The organism is Arthrobacter sp. B0316-1-20 (assembly GCF_059091865.1).
This window is the reverse complement of record NZ_JBNHHC010000009.1, coordinates 1-19,301: the sequence shown is the minus strand read 5'-3', so window position 1 is coordinate 19,301 and position 19,301 is coordinate 1. Positions and strand designations below refer to the sequence as shown.

At 68.0% G+C, this 19,301-nt stretch carries 11 protein-coding genes and 1 rRNA gene; 7 read left to right on the top strand and 5 right to left on the bottom strand.

Annotation, left to right across the window (positions count from 1 at the left end; translation table 11 throughout):
- Positions 1–11: 11 nt before the first annotated feature.
- The 3 genes from cysS (at position 12) to glgX (ending at position 4,683) form a co-directional block, all read left to right on the top strand.
- Entirely contained in the window at positions 12–1,472 is a 1,461-nt protein-coding gene (gene cysS / locus AC5RW2_RS16090; RefSeq protein ID WP_494024623.1) for a cysteine--tRNA ligase, read from the top strand.
- Between the two features lie 120 nt (positions 1,473–1,592).
- Positions 1,593–2,573, top strand: a complete 981-nt coding sequence (gene rlmB, locus AC5RW2_RS16085; RefSeq protein WP_494002328.1) for a 23S rRNA (guanosine(2251)-2'-O)-methyltransferase RlmB — start codon at positions 1,593–1,595, stop codon at positions 2,571–2,573.
- 16 nt (positions 2,574–2,589) lie between these two features.
- A complete protein-coding gene (gene glgX, locus AC5RW2_RS16080) occupies positions 2,590–4,683 on the top strand; it encodes a glycogen debranching protein GlgX (protein WP_494024622.1) in 2,094 nt (697 codons plus the stop codon).
- Between the two features lie 82 nt (positions 4,684–4,765).
- Here the strand turns inward: glgX and AC5RW2_RS16075 are convergent, their stop codons facing one another.
- From AC5RW2_RS16075 to glgP, 5 genes are all read right to left on the bottom strand, one after another.
- Positions 4,766–5,353 (bottom strand): DUF3618 domain-containing protein, encoded by a 588-nt coding sequence (locus tag AC5RW2_RS16075; RefSeq protein ID WP_494002330.1) that lies wholly within the window; start codon positions 5,351–5,353, stop codon positions 4,766–4,768.
- On the bottom strand, positions 5,350–5,802 hold the full coding sequence (locus tag AC5RW2_RS16070) for a phage holin family protein (RefSeq protein ID WP_494002359.1): 453 nt from the start codon (positions 5,800–5,802) through the stop codon (positions 5,350–5,352). The genes AC5RW2_RS16075 and AC5RW2_RS16070 overlap by 4 nt, the downstream gene beginning before the upstream one ends.
- Positions 5,803–5,813: 11 nt before the next feature.
- Positions 5,814–6,638, bottom strand: a complete 825-nt coding sequence (locus AC5RW2_RS16065; protein ID WP_494002331.1) for a hypothetical protein — start codon at positions 6,636–6,638, stop codon at positions 5,814–5,816.
- Positions 6,639–6,686: 48 nt separating this feature from the next.
- Complete coding sequence (locus AC5RW2_RS16060; protein WP_494002332.1) at positions 6,687–7,751, bottom strand: YihY/virulence factor BrkB family protein; 1,065 nt, start codon at positions 7,749–7,751, stop codon at positions 6,687–6,689.
- 251 nt (positions 7,752–8,002) lie between these two features.
- Positions 8,003–10,636, bottom strand: coding sequence for an alpha-glucan family phosphorylase (glgP, locus tag AC5RW2_RS16055; RefSeq protein WP_494074208.1), 2,634 nt, complete (start codon positions 10,634–10,636; stop codon positions 8,003–8,005).
- A gap of 146 nt (positions 10,637–10,782) precedes the next feature.
- Between glgP and AC5RW2_RS16050 the strand changes: the two genes are divergently transcribed.
- The 4 genes from AC5RW2_RS16050 to AC5RW2_RS16035 form a co-directional block, all read left to right on the top strand.
- The gene (locus AC5RW2_RS16050; protein WP_494025733.1) at positions 10,783–12,831 is read left to right on the top strand and encodes an alpha-1,4-glucan--maltose-1-phosphate maltosyltransferase; all 2,049 of its coding nucleotides are present in this window, start codon (positions 10,783–10,785) and stop codon (positions 12,829–12,831) included.
- Positions 12,831–14,630 carry a maltose alpha-D-glucosyltransferase gene (gene treS / locus AC5RW2_RS16045; RefSeq protein WP_494002334.1) on the top strand — a complete coding sequence of 600 codons (1,800 nt, stop codon included), beginning with the start codon at positions 12,831–12,833 and terminating at the stop codon, positions 14,628–14,630. The genes AC5RW2_RS16050 and treS overlap by 1 nt, the downstream gene beginning before the upstream one ends.
- On the top strand, positions 14,623–18,573 hold the full coding sequence (gene glgB, locus AC5RW2_RS16040; protein WP_494074207.1) for a 1,4-alpha-glucan branching protein GlgB: 3,951 nt from the start codon (positions 14,623–14,625) through the stop codon (positions 18,571–18,573). Before treS ends, glgB begins: the two co-directional genes overlap by 8 nt.
- Positions 18,574–18,958: 385 nt before the next feature.
- Positions 18,959–19,301: ribosomal RNA gene (locus AC5RW2_RS16035) — 16S ribosomal RNA — on the top strand; the annotation flags it as partial.

Below are 19,301 nucleotides of genomic sequence, written 5' to 3'. Positions count from 1 at the left end.
AGGCTAGAGCGGTGAGCCTGAGATTCTATGACACCGCCACCGCGCAAGTCCGCGACTTCGTCCCGCTGGCCCCCGGCAAGGCCGGGCTCTACTACTGCGGGGCCACGGTGCAGGGCGATCCGCACGTCGGCCATATCCGTTCGGCCATCGCCTTCGACCAGCTCACCCGTTGGCTGCGCTACAGCGGGTATGACGTCACGGTAGTGCGCAACGTGACGGACATCGACGACAAGATCCTGGTCAAGTCCGCCGAATCCTTCCGCCCCGGCGCGGCCGAAGACCCGATGGTGCCGGTGCCGAACGAGCCGTGGTGGGCGCTGGCCTACCGCTACGAGCAGGAATTCGCCAAGGCCTACGACATCCTGGGCGTGGAACGGCCCACCTACGAACCGCGCGCCACCGGCCACATTCCGGAGATGCACCGCCTGATCCAGCAGTTGATCGACCGCGGCCACGCCTACCCGGCGCTGGACGATTCCGGCGACGTGTACTTCGATGTGCGCTCGTGGCCGGAATACGGCTCGCTGACGCATCAGCGGATCGAGGACATGCAGGCGGCGCCCGACGCCGGCCCGCGCGGCAAGAAGGATCCGCGCGACTTCGCGCTCTGGAAGGGACACAAGGACGGCGAGCCGGAGACGGCCAGCTGGTCCAGCCCGTGGGGAGCCGGCCGCCCTGGCTGGCACCTGGAGTGCTCGGCCATGGTCACCAAGTACCTGGGCACCGAGTTCGACATCCACGGCGGCGGGCTGGACCTGCGGTTCCCGCACCACGAGAACGAGATGGCCCAGTCCCGGGCGGCCGGGCATGGGTTCGCCAACTTCTGGATGCACAACGGCATGGTCACCTTCGAGGGCGAGAAGATGTCCAAGTCCATCGGTAACATCATCACCCCCGCGGAGATGCTCCAGGACGCCAGGCCGTTGGTGGTCCGCTACTACCTGGGCCAGGCCCAGTACCGGTCCGCGCTGGACTACAACCCCGGCTCGCTGGCGGAAGCGGGCGCCGCGGTGGAGCGGATCGAGGGATTCATGCAGCGGGCGCTGAAGTTCCTCTACGGCGAGCAGTTCGGCTTGGTCGTGACCGAACGCGTCCCGGAGGCTTTCGCCGCGGCCATGGACGACGACCTCAACGTGCCGCAGGCGCTGGCAGTGGTCCATGAAACGGTGCGGTCCGGAAACACCGCGTTGGACGCCCGCGACAAGGAGGCGGCCACACGCGCGCTGCACCAGGTCATGGCGATGACCGACGTGCTGTACATCAACCCGCTGGATCCGCACTGGAGCAGCGGCGGCGCGGACCCCGCGGCCCTTCAGGCCCTGGACGTGCTGGTCAGCGCGCAACTGGAGGAGCGTCGGCTGGCCCGCGAGGCGAAGGACTGGGCCCGCGCCGATGCCATCCGCGACACCCTGGCGGCCGCCGGGATCGTGGTGGAGGATTCGGCCGAGGGCGCCAGCTGGAATCTCGGCTGACGGCAGCCCGCACCGTTGGACGGTACCCTTTAAAGCAGACGATTCCCGTCGGGCCTGCCGCTCACAGCCGGTGCGCCGCGCGTGGGAACGTATCTTCCCCAACACAAAGGTAGTTTTTCGATGGCCAACAAACCTCGCCCCGGAGCGGTGCGCAAGTCCAAAAAGGGACCCACCGCCGGAACCGGCGGACACGGGCGCAAGGCGCTCGAAGGCAAGGGGCCGACCCCGAAGGCCGAAGACCGCCCGTACCACAAGGCGTACCGCACCAAGCAGCTCTCCGAACGGTCGGCCGCCAAGCGTCCGGCCGGCCAGCGCGGCCCGGCGCCCCGCCGCGGCAAGTCCGCCGGCGAGATGGTGACCGGACGCAACTCCGTGGTGGAAGCCCTGCGCGCCGGCGTCCCCGCCAAGGCGCTGCACGTAGGGGTCCGGATCGAGATGGACGACCGCGTCAGGGAATCCCTGAAGATCGCCGCCGAACGCGGCATTCCGGTGCTCGAATCGCACAAGCCGGAACTGGACCGGATGACCGATGACGCCGTCCACCAGGGCCTGGTGTTGCAGATCCCGCCCTATGACTACCAGGACGCCCTGGAACTGGCCGAGGAAACCATGGCCAAGTTCAAGAAGGGCTACATCAACAACGCCCCGCTGTTCGTGGCCCTGGACGGCATCACCGACCCGCGCAACCTCGGCGCCATCATCCGTTCGGCCTCGGCCTTCAGCGGCCACGGCGTGATCGTGCCCGAGCGCCGCTCGGTCGGGATGACGGCCTCCGCATGGAAGACCAGCGCCGGCGCGGCGGTGCGCGTGCCGGTGGCCAAGGCGGGCAACCTGACCAATACGCTCAAGGCTTTCCAGCAGCTGGGCATCTTCGTGCTCGGCCTGGACGGCGGCGGCGACGTCTCGCTGCCGGACCTGTCGCTGGCCACCGAACCGGTGTGCCTCGTGGTGGGATCCGAGGGCAAGGGCCTGTCCCGGCTGGTCCGCGAACACTGCGACCAGATCGTCTCCATCCCGATCGACTCGGCGATGGAGTCGCTCAACGCTTCCATGGCCGTGGGCATCAGCCTGTACGAGATTTCGCGGCAGCGCGCGCGCTAGGAGCAGGTGGACCGTTGTGGCCCGTCACGCCAAGAGCCTTTCCCCTGAGCGTCCGACGCGCCAGGCCCGGCTTTCGCGTGCCTTCCCGCTCGGCGTGAGCGACGCCGCCCCGGGCCTGCCGCCGATTCCCGGCGCGGTCAACGTGGCGGTCTTCGCCCCCGACTTCGGTTCGGTGGACGTGCACTTTCAGGACGCGGCGGGCGCCTGGCGGCGCGTCGAGCTGACGGCGCTCACCGACGGCGTCCACCACGGCACGGTCGAGGGACTCGAGGCCGGCAGCCGGTACGCCTTCTGGCCCCACGGCGAGGAACTGCCGGCGTCCGGGCAGCTGCTGCTGGACCCCTACGGCCGCGCCATCGACGACGACGGCGGTGTGCTGCGCTCGGTGTACGTCACCGGCGGCTTCGACTGGGGGAACGACGCCCGGCCGCACGTGCCGTGGCGGGACACCGTGGTGTACGAGTGCCACGTGAAGGGCCAGACCATGCTGCACCCGGACATCCCGGAGGAACTGCGCGGCACCTACGCCGGGCTGGCGCACCCGGTGATGGTCGAGTACCTGCTGGAGCTGGGGATCACCACGGTGGAGCTGCTGCCGGTGCACTACCACCTGGACGAACCACACCTGCAAAACCTGGGCCTGGCCAACTACTGGGGCTACAACACGCTCGGCTTCTTCGCCCTCTGGCCGGGCTACGCCACCGCCGCGGCGCAGGCCGCCGGACCGCGGGCCGTGCAGGACGAGTTCCGCACCATGGTCAAGCAGTTGCACGCCGCCGGACTCGAGGTGGTCCTGGACGTGGTTTACAACCACACGGCCGAGGGCGGCAAGGACCAGGACACGTATTCCTTCCGGGGGCTGGCGGACCACGTGTACTACCGGCACGACGGCAACGGGAATTACCTGGACACCACCGGCTGCGGCAACACCATGGACTTCAACGAGCCGCGCGTGATCCAGCTGGCCCTCGACTCGCTCCGCTACTGGGTGGAAGAGTTCCACATCGACGGGTTCCGCTTCGACCTGGCGGTGTCCCTGGCCCGCGACGGAAACAACCATTTCAATCCCCGCCATCCGTTCCTGGTGGCCGTGGGCGCCGACTCGGTGCTGTCCGGGGCAAAGCTCATCTCGGAACCGTGGGACGTCGGCGACGGCGGCTGGCAGACGGGGCACTTCCCGCCGGGCTGGGCCGACTGGAACGACCGCTTCCGCGACACCGTCCGCGATTTCTGGCTGGCGGACCAGGCCGCGTTGGCGGGCGGCGGGCAGGCCGGGACTGTGGCGCGGCTGGCAGATTGCCTGGCCGGCTCCACCGAGCTGTTCGCCGGTTCCGGCCGCACCGCGCTGGCCTCGCTGAATTTCGTGACCGCCCACGACGGCTTCACCCTTGCCGACCTGACGGCGTACAACCGCAAGCACAACGAAAACAACGGCGAAGAAAACCGCGACGGCCACGACCATAACCGCAGCTACAACCACGGCGTCGAGGGGCACACGGGGGACGGCCGGGTCCTCGACGCCCGGGACCGGAGCGCGCGTAACCTGATGGCTACCCTGTTGCTGTCGCTCGGGGTGCCCATGATCTGCGCCGGCGACGAGATCGGCCGCAGCCAGCAGGGAAATAACAACGCATACTGCCAGGACAACGAGCTGGCCTGGACCAATTGGCAGCTGGACGAGCGCGAACACCGGATGTTCGATGCCACCCGCCGGCTTATCCAGATCCGCCGGTCCTTTCTGGCGCACCAGCCGTATAACTACCCGGCACGGGCGGACAGTTCCTACCTGCTCTGGTTCAACGCCGACGGCGAACCGATGACTCCGGACGACTGGAACAACCCGGACTGCCGCCTGGTCCAGCTGCTGATGGGATCGCCGCAGGGTGTGATCGATGGTCTGCTGGTGATCAACGGGGCGTGCCAGCCGCAGAAAATCGTGATGCCGGCCCCGCACGCGCTGCAGGACTTCGGCAAGCACCGCGGCGGGAACCACGTGTTCGAACTGCTCTACACCACCTCGCATTCCGAGGAGCAGCGGCGCGGCGCCAAGGTCCGCAGCGGCGAGAAGGACATAGTGGCCGCCAACAGCCTCTCCGTCTACCGCTCCTGACTTAACGCAGCCGACGCCGGGAAGGCCCTCAAAGCCTTCCCGGCGCCGGCATGCCGGCCGTTAGCCGGCGTGCACCCAGGGGTCAGATCTGCCGGGGCTCCTCCTGGACGTTGCCGCGGGCCTCTTGGGCCCGTGCCTTCACGTCCTCGGCGGCGGACGCTCCTTCGGACTTCACCCTGCCCGCCGAGTCCTGGGCCGAGGACTTCAGGTCTTCGGCTGCCTCGCGGGCCGGCTCCTTCATGTCCTGGGCCACCTGGCGGGCGGAGTCCTTGACTTCCTGCACCACCGGTTCGGCCTGTTCCTTGACCTTGTCGGCTGCCTGCTGCTCCACCCGGCTGGCCGGGAACAGCGAGGACAGCAGCCAGCCGGCGCCGAACGCGATCAGGCCGGCCGCCACCGGGTTGCCCTCGGTCTTGCGGGCAAGCTGGTGCGGGGCGTCGCTGGCCATCTCGCCGGCGTCGTGCATCATGGAGCGGGTGCCGCCGGTGGCGTCGTCAGCCGCGCCCATGATCTTCTCCTTGACGCGGCCCACGGAATCCTTCACTTTGTCCGTCTGCCGGTGGACGATGTTCGACGGCGACGCTTTTTCCGCCACGGCGTCCACATCCGTGCCCAGCCGGGCGCGGGTACGTTCGATGTCGGCTCGGATTTCTTCGGGTGACTGGCTCATAGCGCTTCCTCACTTGGCTTCAATGTTTCCGGAATCTGCTTCACTGACTCGGTGGTCCGGGGCATGCCTTCGACCGTCTTCAGCTGCTTGCGGCCAACCGAATACAGAATGGCCGCGATGATGGCCCAGATGACTGCCACAATCAGGCCGGACCAGGCCCACCCGACCCCGCCGGCGATGAGCGCCCACAGGGCCAGGGACAGGAACAGGAGGACGAAGTGGCCGGCCACGCCGGCTCCGCCCAGCAGGCCCGCGCCCTTGCCGGCTTTGGTGCCGGTCTCCTTGAGTTCGGCCTTGGCCAGCTCCACCTCCTGGCGCATCAGGACGGAGATGTCCTTGCTGACCTGGCTGAGCAGATCGCCCAAGGATTCGTTCTCGGCCTTGATTTCCGCTCGCGTTGGCTCGGCGCCATCCTGGCCGGGCACGCGTTGATTGCTCGGGCCCGGCATTTGCTGGTGACTCATCGAGTCCCTCCGTCCTCATAGGGGTTCCGCTCCGGGATCGCGGTGCCGCGGCCACCGACGGGCGGTTCGCCCACAGGGTAGGTGGTTTCGGGCTGTGCCGGGGCGCCGCCGAGGGCGGAACCCGTCTGCGCTCCCGGCGCCGCGAAGCCGGCGGCGCTTTGGGCCTCATAGCTGCCCGTTCCTGCCGTGTCGTAGACGGAACCGGTGGTTGCACGGTGCGTGCCCACGCTCCTGCCGGTCATGGAGCCGCTGCCTGCTCCGCTGTCGGCGGTCAGGCCCTTGGTCAGGCGCCCGGCCAAGACGCCGGCCCCCGCCGCGATCGCCAGGAAGGCTCCGGGCCGCCGGCGGGCAAAACGCTTGACCTCGTCCAGCAGGGATCCCGGGTCGCGGTTCTCGAGCCATCCTGCGACTGAGTCGGCCCGGCCCGCCACCTGGCTGACCAACTGGGTCGCCGGTCCGGACTGTTCCGAGTTGCGGGCCATGGAGTTTAGCTCCTCCCCGATGGACCGCAGCCCCGAAGCCACGCGTTGCTGCTGCGTGTTGGCCTGGCCGCGGACACCGTCGCCCAGTTCGGACATCAGGTTGCGGGCCTTGTCTTTGGCTTCGTACGCCACCTGCTTTGCCTCGTCCTTGGCCGTCTGCGCAACGTGCTGGCCGGCTTCGGCCCCTTCGCGCCCTACTTCCCGTGCCTCGGTCTTGGCGGTTTCGCTCCTGGACTGGCCGGTTGAGGGCGGGTTCGACGGCGGCGGTACGGCCGTGCCACCTGTGGGGTAAACGGGAGCGCCCTCGTCGTAACTGCCGGAATGTGGATTCGTGGTCATGGCAATTCCTTTTCCTAGTCGGGTTCTTCCTGTCAGTCCTGATCTTGGTCAGCTATGCTCACGGGATTCCTCGTGGGAATGCGCGTGCTCGCGGCGCAGATCGCGCCCCCGTGCAATGTCCTCCTCTTCCTTCTCGGCATTCTTCTCGATCTTGCGGTTATCGCGGACCGGAAGCTGGATGTTTTCTTCGGCGGCCATGCCGGCCTGCAGTTCGCGGCCGCGTTCGGTCTCGGCATCGAACTCTGCGCCGAACAGCAGGGCGAGGTTGGCAAGCCAGAACCACAGCAGCAGGACGATCACCCCGCCGATGGCTCCGTAGGTCGCGTTGTAGTTGCCGAAGTTGGCTACGTAGAAGGCGAAGCCCAAGGTCGCCAGGGCCAGCACGATCAGCGCGACCAGGGCGCCCAGGCTCATCCAGCGGAACTTCGGCTGCTTCACGTTAGGCGTCGCGTAGTACAACACGGCCACGATCACCACGGCGAAGATGACGACGACCGGCCACTTGGCGATGTTCCAGGCGGTCACTGCCGCCTCGCCGAGTCCGATCACCGAGCCGATCGCCTCCGCCACCGGGCCGGACACGACCAGCATCAGCAGCGTCAGGACGGCCAACAGCAGCACCACGAGGGTCACCAACAGCATCATCGGGCGGAGCACCCAAAACGGGCGGCCTTCTTCGACCTCGTAGATCCTGTTCATGGCCCGGCCGAAGGCGGTGACATAACCGGATGCCGACCAGATCGCGCCGACGAGGCCGACGACGAACGCCAGCCCGGCTCCCTGGGAAGTGGCGAGCTGCTGGATCGGCTGGCGGATGACATCAACGGCCTGGCCGGGTGCTACCTGCCCCAGCATGTTCATCATGGCGTTGGTGGTTTGTTCCGCCTGCCCTACCAAGCCCAGGATGGAAACCAGCGCCAGCAGGCCGGGGAACAGGGACAGCACCGCGTAGTACGTGAGCGCCGCCGCAAGATCGGTGCAGTTGTCGTCGGAGAACTCCCGAATGGTCTTGCGGAGGATGTACTTCCACGAAGACTTTTTTACTTGCTGCGGTTGCTGCGGCTTGTCCCCGTGGTCCGGCGGTGGTGCCTCCCGCTCGGTACTCGTGCCCATGTTCGCCTCCTTCGTAGTCCATTCGGACGGAACACCCTCATGCTATTAGTCAGCATGCTGATAATAAAGGGGTGAGTCACACAGAAGGACGTACGAAGCAGCACATTTCCGCTCTAATCCGGCATGAAACGGGGGGTCCCGGCCGATTTAAAGAAACTGTCGGATAGCTACGTTTCAGCCGTTCTGTTGCCGCTCGCGCCCGCCGCCCGGGCGGGCGACGGGCGCGAGCGGCAACGGGCGCTGCCCGTGGATCAGCCGGTGGCGTTGGACACCAGTCCGAGTTCGGCATGGTTTGCCAACGCCGGGTGTTTGGGCAGCACCCGCACGCTGTACCCGAACGACCCGGATCGGTCGATGGTGACCGGGCCGGTGAAGAGATAGCGGCCATCGCCCAGCTGTTCGGCGAGGGCAAGTTCGTCACTGGAGGTCTGGGCGAGGTCGTCGTTTTCGGTGACCTGGCCATGCACCACCTGGACGGTGACGCTGTCCGGCGCCAGCGAGCCGAGCCGGACATAGGCATTGACCGTCAGCGATTCGCCGATCTGCGGCTCATCCGTGATGCCGAGCGAGTCCACGTGCTCCACCGACACGTCGGCCCAGGCCGCATGCACACGGCTGGTCCACGCCGCCAGTTCCTTCGCCGCCGCAAAATCGTCGGCCCGGGCCGTCCGGCCGGATGCCCAGGCGGGACGGTACAGCTGCTCCACATAGTCATGCAGCATCCGTTCGGCGGAAACCGCCGGACCCAGATTGGCCAGCGTGTGCTTGATCATGGCGATCCACTGGTGCGGTACGGCATCGTCGGCTATCGGCTGGGACGGGCCGGCCGCCCCCGCGCCCTCGGAGACCTCGGCGGCATAGAAGCGGGGCGCCACGTGGTGCTCGATCAGGTCGTAGAGCGCGGCTGCTTCGATATCGTCCCGATCGTCCGCGCTGAACATGTCCGCGGTCCCTGCATCAGTGGACGGGTTCGCCGTCGGGATCGCCCAGCCGTTGTCGCCGTCGTACATCTCGTCCCACCAGCCGTCCAACACGGAGAGGTTCAGCCCGCCGTTGATGGCCGCCTTCATGCCGGACGTCCCGCAGGCTTCCAGCGGGCGCAGGGGGTTGTTCAGCCACACGTCGCAGCCCGGGAACAGCGTGCGGGCCATGGCGATGTCGTAGTTGGGCAGGAACACGATCCGGTGCCGGACCTCCGGGTCGTCGGTGAAGCGGACCAGATCCTGGATCATCCGCTTGCCCTGTTCGTCCGCAGGGTGGGACTTGCCGGCGATGACCAGCTGGATGGGCCGTTTCGGGTGCAGGAGCAGCGCCTTGAGCCGGGCCGGGTCGCGCAGCATCAGGGTCAGCCGCTTGTAGGTCGGCACCCGGCGGGCGAAACCGATGGTCATCACGTCCGGGTCCAGCACGGCGTCGGTCCACGCCAGCTCCGCGTCCGCGGCCCCGCGCTTCTTCCAGGCGGCCCGCAGCCGGCGGCGGACATCCTCGATCAGGGCCGTCCGCAGGCTTCGGCGCAGCGCCCAGATGTCCTCGTCGGACACGTCGTAGACCCGGTCCCACTGGCGGGCGATCACCGGCTCGTCGCCGAACGCCGACCGCGCGTACTCGGCGATCCGCGGGTCCACCCAGGTCGGCACGTGCACGCCGTTGGTCACCGAGGTGATCGGCACTTCCTCCTGGTCGAAGCCCGGCCAGAGCCCGGAGAACATGCCGCGGGAGACCACACCGTGCAGCTTGGCCACACCGTTGGCCCGCTGCGCCAGCCGCAGGCCCATCACGGCCATGTTGAACTTGGACGGATCTCCGCCGTCGTAATTCTCGTCGCCGAGTTCCAGGATCTTCGCGGTGGGCACGTCCGGGGCGAGGCCGGCGCTGAAGAAATGCTGGATCTGCGCCTTGTCGAACCGGTCGATGCCCGCGGGCACCGGCGTGTGCGTGGTGAACACGGTGTTGGCGCGGCCGGCGGCCAAGGCCTCGTCCCACGTCAGCCCGGCGGCCGCCAGCTCCTGGATGCGTTCGATGCCCAGGAAGCCCGCGTGCCCTTCGTTCGTGTGGAAGACCTCCGGCGCCGGGGCGCCCGTGAGCCGCTGGTGGATGCGCAGCGCCTTCACGCCGCCCATGCCCAGCAGCAGTTCCTGCTGCAGGCGGTGGTCGCCGCCCCCGCCGTAGAGCCGGTCGGTGATGCCGCGGGCGGCCTCGTCGTTGCCCGGGATGTTGGAGTCCAGCAGCAGCAGCGGCACCCGGCCCACGTCGGCGCGCCAGATGTAGGCGCCGAGCCTGCGGCCGTTCGGCAGCGGCAGCGTGACCTGGGCCGGCTGCCCGTCCGGCTCGCGCAGCAGCGTCAGCGGCAGGCCGTCCGGGTCCAGGACGGGGTACGTCTCCTGCTGCCAGGCGTCGCGGCTCAGCGACTGCTTAAAGTAGCCGGCGGCGTAGAGCAGGCCCACGCCCACCAGCGGCACGCCCAGGTCGGACGCGGCCTTCAGGTGGTCGCCGGCCAGGATGCCCAGGCCGCCGGAGTACTGCGGGAGCACATGGGAGATGCCGTACTCGGGGGAGAAATAGGCGATCGACGCCGGTGCGTCCGCTCCCAGCGTCTGGTACCAGCGGTCCTCGGTCAGGTACTGCTCCAGGTCGGCGTCCAGTTCCCGCACCCGCGCGACGACGTCCCGGTCGTCGGCCAGCGCCCGCAGCCGTTCGCGGGTGAACGAGCCGAGCAGGGCGACGGGATCCTGGCGCACCTCGGACCAGGCCTGAGGATCCAGTTGTTCAAAGAGTTGCTGGGTGGGCCGGTGCCAGGACCAGCGGAGGTTGCCGGCCAAGCGGGCCAACGGAGCAATGCTCTCGGGGAGGACAGTTCGGACAGTAAATCTGCGGATTGCCTTCACCCGGCCTAGGCTAGCGCAGATCCCCTGCGCCGTTGATGGCCGGCGGGTGAATGCGCGTCGAACTGGCCGTCAACCCGGTCGCAGGGCGTGGGGATCCTTCGCAATCGGGAAGGAATCTCGCTAACGTCTGTCTTGTGACGACTTCGATGCAGGAGCAGAGTACGACCCAGCCAGCCCCCCGCCTGAAGTTCGGCCGGATCCCGGTGGTCGACGTCTGGCCCGTGGTCGGCGGCGGCGAGTTTCCGGCCAAGGCGATACCGGGCGAGGACCTGGAGGTAGCCGCCACCGTCTTCCGCGAGGGGCACGACAAGATCGGCGCGACCGCGGTGCTGTTCGACCCGGACGGCCGGCCCGTCCAGCGGGCAAGGCTGACGCCCGGCGCGCCCGGCACCGACCGCTGGCACGGGACCCTCCGGCCCACCGGCACCGGCCTCTGGACCTTCCACGTGGAAGGCTGGGGAGACAATTACGCCACCTGGCGGCACAACGCCGAGGTGAAAATCGCCGCCGGCGTGGATGTGGACCTCATGCTGGCCGAGGGCCGGCTGCTGCTGGAGCAGGCCGCGGGCCAGGGCGGGCGGCCGGAAGGCAACGCGCAGGTGCTGCGCGACGCCGCCGCCGCGCTCGCCGACGGATCGCTCACCGTGCATGAACGTTTGGCCGCAGGAACCTCGGACGCCGTGCTGGACGCCGTGAACAGCCATCCGATCCGCAGCCTGGTCAGCCCCTCGAAGCGGTACCCCATCCTGGTTGAGCGTGAACGGGCCGGCCGCGGCGCCTGGTACGAATTCTTCCCGCGCTCCGAGGGCGCGCATTACGACCCGGCGAACGGGCGCTGGACCTCCGGCGACTTCACGACGGCGGCCGAGCGGCTTCCGGCCGTCGCGGCCATGGGCTTCGACGTGGTGTACCTGCCGCCCATCCATCCGATCGGGGAGGTCAACCGCAAGGGACCGAACAACACGCTGACCGCCGGGCCCGGCGACCCCGGATCGCCGTGGGCCATCGGATCCAAGGACGGCGGGCATGACGCGATCCACCCGGACCTGGGCGGATTTGAGCAGTTCGATGCCTTCGTGGCCGCCGCCGAGGCGCTCGGCATGGAGGTGGCCCTGGATCTGGCGCTGCAGGCCGCCCCGGACCACCCGTGGGCCACCGAGCATCCGGAATGGTTCACCACGCGGGCCGACGGCACGATTGCCTACGCCGAGAACCCGCCGAAGAAGTACCAGGACATCTATCCGCTGAACTTCGATAACGACCCGCGCGGCCTGTCCGAAGAGGTCCTGCGGATCGTGAAGCTGTGGATTTCGCACGGCGTGAAGATCTTCCGGGTGGACAACCCGCACACCAAGCCCCTGTGGTTCTGGGAATGGCTGATCGGCACGGTGAACCGCGAGCACCCCGAGGTGGTGTTCCTGGCCGAGGCCTTCACCCGGCCGGCCATGATGCACGCGCTGGGCCGCGCGGGCTTCCAGCAGTCCTACAGCTATTTCACCTGGCGCAACACCAAGGAAGAGATCGAGGAGTACTTCACCGAGATCAGCCACGAGACGGCGCCGTTCTTCCGGCCGAACTTCTTCGTCAACACCCCGGACATCCTCACCGAGTACCTGCAGTACGGCGGCCCCGCCGGGTTCAAGGTCCGGGCCGTGCTGGCGGCCACGGCCAGCCCGCTCTGGGGCGTCTACGCCGGCTACGAACTCTACGAGCACGTGGCCCGGCCGGGCGCCGAGGAATACATCGACAACGAAAAGTACGAATACAAGGCCCGCGACTTCGCCGCCGCGGAGGCCGAAGGGCGCTCGCTCGCCCCGTACCTGACCCGGCTCAATTCCATCCGGCGGGCCCACCCGGCGCTGGGCGACCTGGGCAACCTCACCGTGCACCGCAGCACCGACCCGGCCACGGTGGTGTACTCCAAGCACAAGGCGCACCTGCCCGAAAGCCACGGCGGCGGGCGGGACACGATCATCGTCGTCGTCAACGTGGACCCGCACAGCGCGCGCGAATCGACGGTCTCGCTGGACCTGGCGGCGCTGGGGCTGCGGGAGGAGGACCTTAACGACGACGGCACGTTCTGGGTCGATGACCTGCTCAGCGGGCAGAGCTGGCGCTGGGGCGAACACAACTACGTGCGGCTGGACGCACACGTGGAACCCGCCCACATCCTGCACGTCCGAAGGAACCGCTGATGGCCGGCCCCTTCCAGCTGCACGCTCCGGGGCTGACGCATGACCCCCACTGGTACCGCAAGGCAGTGTTCTACGAGGTGCTGTTGCGGGGCTTCGCCGACTCCAACGGGGACGGATCGGGCGACTTCTCCGGGCTGATCGACAAGCTCGACTACCTGCAGTGGCTGGGCGTCGACTGCCTGTGGATCCCGCCGTTCTTCAAGTCCCCGCTGCGGGACGGCGGGTACGACGTCGCGGACTACTTCGACGTGCTGGACGAGTTCGGCACCATCGGCGACTTCAAACGCCTGGTCGCCGAGGCCCACGCCCGCGGCGTCCGGGTGATCATCGACCTGCCGATAAACCACACGTCGGACAAGCACGACTGGTTCGAGCAGTCCCGGCGGGACCCGGAGGGGCCGTACGGAGACTTCTATGTCTGGTCCGACACGGACGAGAAATACCAGGACGCGCGGATCATCTTCGTGGACAGCGAGGATTCGAACTGGGCGTTCGACCCGATCCGCCGGCAGTTCTACTGGCACCGCTTCTTCAGCCACCAGCCGGACCTGAACTTCGAGAACCCCAAGGTGATCGAGGCTTTGTTCGACGTCGTGCGCTTCTGGCTGGACCAGGGGATTGACGGTTTCCGCGCGGACGCCATCCCGTACCTGTTCGAGGAAGACGGGACCAACTGCGAGAACCTGCCCGCAACGCACGCCTTCCTGCAGGACCTGCGCGCACTGGTGGACACGGAATACCCCGGCCGCGTGATCATCGCCGAAGCCAACCAGCTGCCACACGAGGTGGTGGAATACTTCGGCCAGCCGGACGGCGACGGCGGGTTGCGCCCCGAATGCCACATGGCCTTCCACTTCCCGATCATGCCGCGGCTGTATTACGCGCTCCGGGACCAGAAGGCCGCCCCGATCATCGCCACCATGGAGCAGACTCCGGCGATCCCGGCCGGGGCCCAGTGGGGAACGTTCCTGCGCAACCACGACGAACTGACGCTGGAAATGGTCACCCGCGAAGAACGTGAGGCGATGTTCGGCTGGTACGCGCCGGATTCCCGGATGCGGTCCAACATCGGAATCCGCCGCCGGCTGGCCCCGCTGCTGGACAACTCGCGCGCCGAGATCGAACTGATTCACGCGTTGCTGCTGTCGCTGCCGGGCAGCCCGTTCCTGTATTACGGGGACGAGATCGGCATGGGCGACAACATCTGGCTCGAAGACCGCGATGCCTCCCGCACCCCGATGCAGTGGAACCCCGACCGCAACGCCGGCTTCTCCACCGCGGACCCCGGCAAACTGTACCTGCCGGTGGTGCAGTCGCTGGTCTATCACTACAACTACGTCAACGTCGAGGCGCAGCTGGCGCACAACAGTTCGCTGCTGCACTGGGTGCGCCAGATGCTGGCCGTGCGCAAGGCCCATCCCGCCTTCGGCCTGGGCACCTACCGGAACGTGCCGGTGGACTCCGAATCTGTGCTGGCCTTTCTGCGCGAATTGCCGGAGGACAATCCGGAAGGCCTGGAGAAAGAGGTGCTGCTGTGCGTGTTCAACCTGTCGCAGCACCCCGTGGCGGCACCGCTGCGGCTGCCCGAATTTGCCGGCCGGGGGCTGCGCGACACGTTCGGAGGCGTCCCCTTCCCGGCCTTTGACGACGCCGGCCAGCTCACGCTGACGCTGGGCAGCCACGACTTTTTCTGGTTGCGGCTGCGTTCGGCCGCGTCCAACCCCGCATCTCCACAGACCGAGACACTCCCAGTCATCAGACCCGCGACTGAAGGAACAGAGGTGGCATCACATGCCTGATTTCACGCCGAGCCTGCCCGAACTGCTGCACCAGTGGCTCCCCGCCCAGCGTTGGTTCCCCGCCAAGGGCCAAGAGTCGGTCCTGCGCCGGTTGGGCGGCATCCGCTTGCAGGACCCGGCCGGGGCGGTGGGACTGGAAGTGCACATCGTGGCCGTGCACACCGCCGACGCCGTCCACGTGGTCAACGTGCCGCTGAGCTACCGCCGGGAGCCCCTGGCCGGCGGGGAGGCGGCCCTGCTCGGGCGCGTGCAGCAGGGCGCCGAGGACACTTGGGCGGCAACCCGCGAAGAGGGCGAGACCGTTGGGCCGGACAAGCCGGCGGGCGGTACCGCGGGGGCGGCCGGCGGCGCCGCGGGCGGTACTGCGGGCGGTCCCGAAGAGCGCTGGATTTACGACGGCGCCCACGACCCGGTGTTCGTGGCCGCCTGGCTGGAACTGATGCGGCGGCAGTCGGTGACGGGCGACGGGCATACCCGCGGCCACGCCGGGGCCGGATTCGATTCCTGGCCGGAGTTCACCACCGGGCTGCAGGCCTCCGTGCTGCTGGGTGAGCAGTCGAACACCTCGGTGGTGGTCCAGTCCGACCAGGGTCCGCTGATCGTGAAGTTCTTCCGCGTGCTGGAAGCCGGCACCAATCCGGACGTCGAGGTCGGTGTGCTGCTCACGGAGGCCGGGTGCCGCGAAGTCCCGGTCACGTACGGCTGGGTGACCGGCGGCTGGCTGACTCCCGGACAGGACAACGACGGCGGCGACCGCCTCTGGGACACCGGACACCTGAGCGTGCTGCGGGAATTCATTCCGGACAGCCAGGATGCGTGGCGCACCGCGTCGGGCTCCGCCCTGGACGGCACGGACTTCAGCTCCCAGGCCCGCGAGCTCGGCGCCGTCACCGGACGGATCCACCGCAGCCTGCGCGACGCGGCCGGCGCCTCCCCGGCGGACGCCAAGGCCGTCGAGGCGTTCAAGGCCGCGCTGGCGGAACGGATCCGCTGGGGCTGGGCCCAGGCCGGGGCGTCCGTGGGGCCCCTGGACGACGCGGTGCAGGAACTGCTGGACCGGCTGGACCAGGTGACCGAGCTTCCTCAGCTGCAGCGGATCCACGGCGACTACCACTTGGGCCAGGTGCTGTTCTCGGCACAGCGGGGCTGGGTAGTGCTTGATTTCGAGGGCGAACCGCTGCGGCCCATGGGCGACCGCGGCACCGACGACGTGCCGCTGCGCGATGTGGTGGGCATGCTCCGCTCGTTTGATTACGCCGCCGGCGTTGCCCGGCTCGCGGAGCCCGACGATGCGGTCGGCGCCGCCGCCGACAACTGGGCGGCGCAGGCCAGCTCCGCCTTCCTGGACGGTTACCGGGAGGGGACGGGCGAACCGGTGGACACGTCCTCCACGCTCTTCCGCGCGTTGCTTTTGGACAAGGCCCTCTATGAAGTGGTGTACGAACAGCGCAACCGCCCGCGCTGGGTACAGGTGCCGGTCCGCGGCGTACGCGAGGCCCTGGCACCACTGGCGGGCACCGGCACCGGGCCCGGAAGCGGCCGGACGTCTGCCGCAGTCGGCGCAGCGGCGCCGGTAGCTCCCGCCTTCGCGGGTGCGTCCGCGGCCGGAACTTCCGTCCCCGCAACTTCCCGCGCGGCCAACACTTCCGGCGCGGCCAACACTTCCGGGGCGGCCAACACTTCCGGCGCGGCCGGCACCCCCGGACCGGCATCGCCGTCGGGCAGCCGCTCCGGCACCCCGGTGCGTGTCGAGCCGGAGGTGCTCTCCGCCGTCGCGCACGGGTCCTACCACCAGCCGCACGCAGTGCTCGGTGCCCACCTGGACGACCATGGACACGTCACCGTCCGCACCCGGCGTCCGCTGGCCGACTCCGTCACGGTGATCACGCCGTCACTGCGCGTGCCGATGGAACACGAGCACGAGGGCATCTGGGTGGCGGTCTTCCCGGCCGATGATCCGGGACGCGTCCCGGATTACCGCCTCGAGGTGGCGTACGGCGGCGGTGCTCCCGCCATCAGCGACGATCCGTACCACTACCTGCCCAGCCTGGGCGAAATCGACCTGCACCTGATCGGCGAGGGCCGGCACGAGACCCTGTGGACCGCGCTCGGTTCCCACGTGCGCCGCTACAACTCCGCGCTGGGCGACACATCCGGGGCCAGCTTCGCCGTCTGGGCGCCGAATGCCCGGGCTGTCCGGGTGAAGGGCGACTTCAACCACTGGGACGGCGCCCGGCACGCGATGCGTTCCATGGGCGGATCCGGCGTGTGGGAACTGTTCATCCCCGGCGTCGAGGCCGGTGCCGTCTACAAGTACGAGCTGCTGGGCCAAGACGGCCAGTGGCGGGAGAAGGCCGACCCGATGGCCCGCTGGACCGAGGTCCCGCCGTTGACCGGGTCCCGCGTGGTCGAATCGCACTACCGCTTCGGCGACCAGGAATGGATGGAGCGGCGTGCCGCCCGCGACCCGCACAACGGGCCGATGAGCGTGTACGAGGTGCACCTGGGGTCGTGGCGGCTGGGGCTGGACTACCGGCAGCTGGCCGACCAGCTCGCCGAATACGTCAGCTGGCAGGGCTTCACGCACGTGGAGTTCATGCCGGTGGCCGAGCACCCGTTCGGCGGATCGTGGGGCTATCAGGTCACCTCTTATTACGCGCCGACCTCGCGCTTCGGGCACCCCGACGACTTCAAGTACCTCGTGGACAGGCTGCACCAGGCCGGCATCGGAGTCCTTTTGGACTGGGTTCCGGCGCACTTCCCCAAGGACGAGTGGGCGCTGGCCCGGTTCGACGGCCAGCCGTTGTATGAACACGGCGACCCCCGGCTGGGCGAACACCCGGACTGGGGCACGCTGATCTTTGACTTCGGCCGCCGCGAGGTGCGGAACTTCCTGGTCGCCAACGCGCTGTACTGGCTGGAGGAGTTCCACATCGACGGACTCCGGGTGGACGCGGTGGCCTCCATGCTGTACCTCGACTACTCGCGCAATGACGGGGAGTGGGTCCCCAACATCCATGGCGGCCGCGAAAACCTGGAGGCCATTTCCTTCCTGCAGGAGGTCAACGCCACCGCGTACAAGCGGGTGCCGGGCATCGTCATGATCGCGGAAGAGTCCACCGCGTTCGACGGCGTGACCCGCCCGACCAGCGCGGGGGGCCTCGGCTTCGGCCTGAAGTGGAACATGGGCTGGATGCACGACACGCTCGAATACATCGCCGAGGACCCGGTCAACCGGATGTACCACCACGGCAAGGCCACCTTCTCGATGGTCTATGCCTACACGGAGAACTTCCTGCTGCCGATCAGCCATGACGAGGTGGTCCACGGCAAGGGGTCGATGCTGCGCAAGATGCCCGGCGACCGCTGGCAGCAGCTGGCCAATCTGCGCGCCTACCTGGCCTTCCAGTGGGCGCATCCCGGCAAGCAGCTGATCTTCATGGGCACCGAATTCGGCCAGGAGTCGGAATGGTCGGAGCAGCACGGGCTGGACTGGTGGCTCTCCGAAAACGTTCCGCACAAGGGCCTGCAGCACCTGGTCCGCAACCTCAACGGGATCTACCGTTCCACGCCGGCCCTGTACGAGCGCGACAATGAGCCGGCCGGCTTCCAGTGGATCGATGAGAACGACGGCGCGCACAACACGCTGTCCTTCATCCGCTGGGACCAGCACGGAAATCCGCTGGTCTGCGTGGCCAACTTCTCGGGTGCCCCGCACGAAGGGTTCCGGCTGGGGATGCCGTGGGCGGGCGAATGGGACGAGGCCCTGAATACCGATTCCGCCGAATACGGCGGCTCCGGAGTCGTCAACGCAGGCGCGGTCACCGCCGTGGAAGGCGGCTGGAAGGGCAGCCCCGCTTCTGCGACGCTCCGGGTGCCGCCGCTGGGCGTGGTGTACCTGAAGCCGGCTGCCGGGGGCCCGCCCCGGGTGGAGGAAAGATGAACGGCAGCGGAATTTACATCCGCGCCGACCGGTGCTAGAGTTTAAAGCCGCGCAGGGCGGTAAGGCCGCCTCGCCGAACCGGCCGTAGGCAGTAGCCAACGGGCGGAGCGGGACCGGGCGGTTTGACAAGAACAGCCGGCGCGGGTAAGTTAGAAAAGTTGCTCCGGAGCGATGGAGGGCCTGAGACGGTCGTCCTGGTGCCGGGTGCTCCTGTTGTTTGAGAACTCAATAGTGTGCCAAGTTTGTTGATACCAATTATTTATTGGTTGAAAGTGCCGTGGCGTGCCGCCCCTGTGGTGTGTCGCGGTTTTATCAGCCTGGTTTGAATTTAGTGCAGTGTCTTCGGTCGTTTTCCCGGCCGTTGGTGCTGTGTCTGTTTGAAACATTAACGGAGAGTTTGATCCTGGCTCAGGACGAACGCTGGCGGCGTGCTTAACACATGCAAGTCGAACGATGATCCGGTGCTTGCACCGGGGATTAGTGGCGAACGGGTGAGTAACACGTGAGTAACCTGCCCTTGACTCTGGGATAAGCCTGGGAAACCGGGTCTAATACCGGATATGACCTGTCACCGCATGGTGGCGGGTGGAAAGATTTTTCGGTCATGGATGGACTCGCGGCCTATCAGCTTGTTGGTGGGGTAATGGCCTACCAAGGCGACGACGGGTAGCCGGCCTGAGAGGGTGACCGGCCACACTGGGACTGAGACACGGCCCAGACTCCTACGG